Genomic DNA, 4,747 nt, shown 5'->3' on the forward strand with positions numbered 1-4,747 from the left:
GGCGGCGGCCACGGCCAGTGCCAGCAGCACGGTGACGGCGGAGCCGGCGAGGCCCGCGGGCGTCCAGGGCTCGGCGGGCGGCGCGTGGGGGCGGGTGAGGTGGCCGTCCAGGACGAGGGCGGCGTAGGCGTCGCGGTCGGCGAACAGCGCGGCGGCGTCGGCGACGGGGCCGCCGGGCAGCAGCCCGATGGCCAGGCCGGCGGCCAGCAGCGCGACGGCGGGCGCGACCATGACCCAGGGGATGGACGTGAGGGTGACGGGCGTCTCGGGTCCTTCGTGCTCGTCCTCGTCCGCGGCTCCGTTCTCGCCGGGGTCGCGGCGCGGGGGCATGCCGCGCCACACCACGAGCCACACGCGCAGGACCGCTCCGGCGGTGACGGCGGAGGCGGCGACGGACAGGGGCGTGAACCACCACCAGCCCTGCTCCAGGACGGCGTGCTCGGTGACCGAGTGCCCGGCGAACAGCCCCGAGGGCGGGAGCCCGGCCAGGCACAGCGCTCCGATGAGGACGACGGCGCCGGTGACGGGCATGACGCGTCCGCGTCCGCGCAGGTCGCGGGTGTCGACGCTCTGGTACCGGTTCAGCAGCGCCCCGGCGGCGAGGAACAGCGCGCCCTTCACGCCGGCGTGCCCGGCCAGGTAGTAGGCGGTGCCCGACAGCGCCGCGGGGGTGCCGGCGGCGACGCCGACCAGCAGCAGCCCGGCATGGCTGATCGTGGAGTAGGCCAGCAGCCGCTTGATGTGGTGCTGCAGGACGCACATGACCGCGCCGAGCAGCGCCGCGGCGGCGCCGAGGACGGCGACGGCGCGCAGCGGCACCAGTCCGGGGAACACGGCCCAGTAGGTCCGCGCGACCCCGTACACGCCGAGTTCGACCATGACGCCGGAGAACAGGACGCAGACGGGGGTGGGGGCGACGGCGTGGGCGTCGGCGAGCCAGAAGTGGAAGGGGACGGCGGCGGCCTTGACCAGGTAGCCGGTGCAGATGAGCACGAAAGCGGCGGTGATCAGGGCGCCCGGGCGGCCGTGGTGGCCGGCGCCGGTGAGCTGGCGGCCGATGGCGGCCAGTCCGAGCTGCCCGGTGCGGCCATAGACCAGGGCGATGCCGGCGAGGGCGAGGTAGGCGCCCAGGGACTGGACGATGCCGAAGTTGAGGGCGCCGTGGACGGTGGCGGGCTCCTCGGAGCGGTAGCCGGTGAGCGCGAACGCCACGACGCTCATCAGCTCGAAGAACACGAAGGCGTCGAACAGGTCGCCGGTGTAGACGAACGCGCACATGGAGGCCAGGAACAGCAGGATGAGCGCGTGGAAGATCGCCTGGATCTCGGTGAAGTAGCGCCAGGAGAACGCCAGGGCGGCCAGGGTGAGGGCGGCGGCGACGCAGGCGAGCGCGGCGGCGAGGGGGTCGGCGGCCAGGGGGATGCCGACGCCGGTGGCCGGGCCCCAGCCGCCGAGCCAGGTGACCTGGGGGCGGTGGGGGGCGCGGGCGAGGGTGAGGGCGGTCAGGGCGGTGACGGCGGCGGCGGTGGCCAGGGCGGTGACGTCGACGGCGGGGCGCGGCAGCCACCGTCCGGTGGCGGCGAGCAGGGCGGCGACCAGGACGGGCAGCGCGACGGTGGCCTGCAGGATCACGGTTCGAGGGGGCGCAGGGCGCCGGGGTCCAGGGTGCCGCGCCGTTTGGCGACCTGGACGGCCAGGGCGAGCAGCAGCGCGGTGACGGTGGCGCCGACGACGATGTCGGTGAGGGTCATGGCCTGGACGACGGGGTCGGTGACGGGTCCGCCGGCGGGGGGCGGCGGGCGGTCGGAGAACACCGGGGCGGTGGCGCCGGAGCGGTAGCCGATGGCCAGCAGCAGCACGTAGGTGCCGGACTGGGTGACCGACAGGCACACCACGGCGTGCACGAGGTCGCGGGTGGTGACGATGCCGTAGAGGCCGACGAGCATGATCCAGCCGGCGGCCAGGTAGGGGACGGTGCTCATGCGGGCTCCCGCGGGTCGCCGGTCCCGGGGTGCTCGCGGACCAGGAGTGCCTGTTCGAAGAACTTGCCGAGCAGCAGGACCGAGGCGCAGCCGACCTCGATCCCGACGGCGGTGTTGAGGGCGGGGACGCGCTCGGCGGGGGAGGCTCCGGAGGCGGCCATGGCCAGCAGGACGAACGCGGCGGCGGCGACGGCCTCGGCGGACTCGAACACCGGGATGGGCCGCAGCCGCTGCAGGGCGGGGTAGTCGCCGGCCAGGTAGAGCAGGTGGATCGCGGTGCCGAGGATGACGCCGCCCTGGAAGCCGCCGCCGGGGGACTGGGCGCCGTGCGCGACGATGTAGACGCCGGTGAGCAGGGTGAAGGGGAGCAGCAGGTGGCCGACGACGCGCAGCGCGTCGGAGACCTCGGCGGGCCCGTGCCGGTGGGTGGCGCCGTCGCGCTCGTCCTCGCTGCGCACGACGCGCAGCAGCGCCACGGCGGCGAGCGCGGCCGACAGCAGGATGAGCTCCTCGCCGAGGGTGTCGAAGGCGCGCTGGTCGAAGTTGACGGAGGAGACGGCGTTGGAGGTGCCCCGCCGCAGGGCCTGGTGGACGGCGCGGTCGGAGTAGGGGTGCAGGGGGCCGCCGAACGCGGGCAGGCCGAGCGTCCCCGCGGTGAACAGGGCGGCGGTCCCGGCGGCGCCGGCGGCGAACAGCGGGACGCGGGTGCGGGGCCTCACCGGCGCGCCCGCCCGCCGCCGTCCCCGCGGCTGTTCTCGCGTTCTGTTCCGCTCTTGCCGTTGCCGTTGCCGTTGCCGTTGTCGCGGTAGTGGCGGGTGGCGTGCAGGGCCAGCACGACCAGCAGCGGCACCAGGACGGTCCCGACGCCGATCTGGGACATCGCGACGTCGGGGGCCTGGAGGACGAGGAACAGCAGGCCGAGGACCATCCCGTAGCCCGACAGCACGATCGCCTGGCGGACGGGGTCGCGGGTCAGGGCGACGGCGGTGGCCATGAGCGCGGCCAGGGCGAGGGCGGCGGCGATGAGTGCGTCGGAGAGCGGCCCGGCCAGCGCGTCCGGCGCCGCGGCGGTCACCGTTGTGAGGGTCGCGGTCACGGCGGGTCACTCCGATCGGCCGGCGGCGCGTTGGACGGCCTGCCCGGCGGTGGAGACCGTGGCGGGGCCGGTCGCGGCGAGCAGGACGGCGATGACGGCGAGTTTGGCGACGTCGTGCCAGGACGACCAGGGGCGCAGCGCCAGCCCGGCGATGAGCAGCGGCGCGGCCAGGACCGTGACGGGCGCGACGGCGTGCAGGCGGCCGGCGGCGCCGCGGGTGAAGGGCAGCCGCAGCCCGGCGGCGACGGCGAGGGCGGTTCCGGCCCAGGTCAGCGCGTCGGCGAGCAGGTCCAGACTCATCGGGGGCTCCCCTTTCACAGGGTCCGGCTCAGGAACCGGGCGAACACCAGGGACCCGGCGAACGACAGCAGCGCCAGGACCAGGGCGACGTCGAGGTAGGCGGGCCGGCCGTAGGCGGCGGCCAGCAGCACCAGCGCGAGGGTGACCAGCGGCCCGGTGACGATCAGCCCGGCCAGCCGCCGGGTGGGCCGTCCGCGCAGCGTGGCCAGCAGCACCGGTGGCAGCGCGCCGATCATGAGGACCAGGGCGGGTATCGCGGTGCCCGCGACGTCGGTCTTCACCGCGGGCCTCCCCGTTCGCCTCCGGCGGGCGGGACGGCGCGGCCTCCGGGGTCGTCGACGAGCCCGGCGCGCCGCAGGCTCCGCTCGAACGGCGACGGACCGGTCAGGCGGTGCACGCGCAGCAGCGCGCGTTCGGGGTCGACGCCGCCGACGTAGGCGCCGGGGGAGCTCGACATCAGCAGGGTCGGCGCCGCGGCCGGCGGGGCCGGCCGGGCAGCCCAGCGTCGTCCAGTCCCCGCCGGACGCGCCGCGCGCGGTGACGCGGGCGGTGTCGGCGACGATCTGGGCGGGCAGCCGGGTCAGGGGCGGGAGGAGGCGGACGGGCGGGACGGCGGGGGACGGGCCGCGGTCCTCGGGCGGGAGGGCGGTGCCGGTGGCGAGCAGGACCCGGCGCGCGGCGACCGCGGCGGCGGCGCCCGCGGCGGCCGTGAGGGCCCCGACGGTGATCTCGGTGAGGGAGATGGCCGACACCAGGGCCAGGTACACCGCCAGCAGCGCCGTCCACCAGGCCAGCGGCTCGGCGGCGCGGCTGGCGGGGCCGGGTCGCGGCCGTGGTCCCGGCGCGCCCGGCGGCTCATCGGGTGGCATGGGGTTCGGCATACCCGGAGCGAGGGTTCCAACCGTCGGCGGCGGCCGCCCGCCGCGTCCCCGGCCTGTCCCGCCGGGGGGCGGCTCGCATGTTTGCGGTGGCCGGGTGGGGTACGCCGCGGTACGGCCGACGAACGCGATTCTTCGCCGGCGGGGCGCCGCGCCCGGTGCGGCGGCCCGCCGGTTCGGCAGGAAGATCCCCCCGACGGAAGGACGGATGATGGAGACCCCCTCGGTCCCGGGCAACGGGTCCGGACAAGCGAGCAAGAACGTCAGCAGGGCGGCGGGCAAGGCGGCGGGCACGGCCGAGGCCGCCGGCAAGGGCGCGAAGGGCACCGCCAAGAGCACCAAGGACACCGCGAAGGGCACGTCCAAGAGCACCGCGAAGAGCACCGCGGGCACCGCCAAGGGCGCGGCGAAGGGCGCCAAGGGCACCGCGCAGGGCGCGGCGAAGACGGCGGGGACCGGGGTGGCGCGGGCCGGCGGCCAGGTGGCGGCGC

Annotated in this window: 6 protein-coding genes and 1 pseudogene; 1 reads left to right on the forward strand and 6 read right to left on the reverse strand. The window is 76.7% G+C overall.

All coding sequences use genetic code 11. From position 1 onward, the window contains the following. From AB0K37_RS40250 to AB0K37_RS40275, 6 genes are all read right to left on the reverse strand, one after another. Window positions 1–1,632, reverse strand: a 1,632-nt coding sequence (locus tag AB0K37_RS40250) for a complex I subunit 5 family protein (protein ID WP_363990996.1), incomplete at its 3' end; no start/stop codon positions are given. Beyond that, window positions 1,629–1,982: a cation:proton antiporter subunit C gene (locus tag AB0K37_RS40255; RefSeq protein WP_363990999.1), complete on the reverse strand. Its 354-nt coding sequence runs from the start codon at window positions 1,980–1,982 to the stop codon at window positions 1,629–1,631. The genes AB0K37_RS40255 and AB0K37_RS40250, both read right to left, overlap by 4 nt. Beyond that, entirely contained in the window at window positions 1,979–2,701 is a 723-nt protein-coding gene (locus AB0K37_RS40260; RefSeq protein WP_363991002.1) for an MnhB domain-containing protein, read from the reverse strand. Before AB0K37_RS40260 ends, AB0K37_RS40255 begins: the two co-directional genes overlap by 4 nt. After that, entirely contained in the window at window positions 2,698–3,078 is a 381-nt protein-coding gene (locus AB0K37_RS40265; protein WP_363991005.1) for a DUF4040 domain-containing protein, read from the reverse strand. The genes AB0K37_RS40260 and AB0K37_RS40265 overlap by 4 nt, the downstream gene beginning before the upstream one ends. A gap of 6 nt (window positions 3,079–3,084) precedes the next feature. Then, on the reverse strand, window positions 3,085–3,378 hold the full coding sequence (locus AB0K37_RS40270) for a monovalent cation/H(+) antiporter subunit G (protein ID WP_363991008.1): 294 nt from the start codon (window positions 3,376–3,378) through the stop codon (window positions 3,085–3,087). Between the two features lie 14 nt (window positions 3,379–3,392). Further along, complete coding sequence (locus tag AB0K37_RS40275) at window positions 3,393–4,247, reverse strand: monovalent cation/H+ antiporter complex subunit F (protein ID WP_363991011.1); 855 nt, start codon at window positions 4,245–4,247, stop codon at window positions 3,393–3,395. A gap of 220 nt (window positions 4,248–4,467) precedes the next feature. Between AB0K37_RS40275 and AB0K37_RS40280 the strand changes: the two are divergent. Further along, window positions 4,468–4,747, forward strand: a pseudogene (locus AB0K37_RS40280) (hypothetical protein); the annotation flags it as partial.

The organism is Actinomadura sp. NPDC049753, from assembly GCF_040674655.1.
GTDB lineage: Bacteria > Actinomycetota > Actinomycetes > Streptosporangiales > Streptosporangiaceae > Spirillospora > Spirillospora verrucosospora.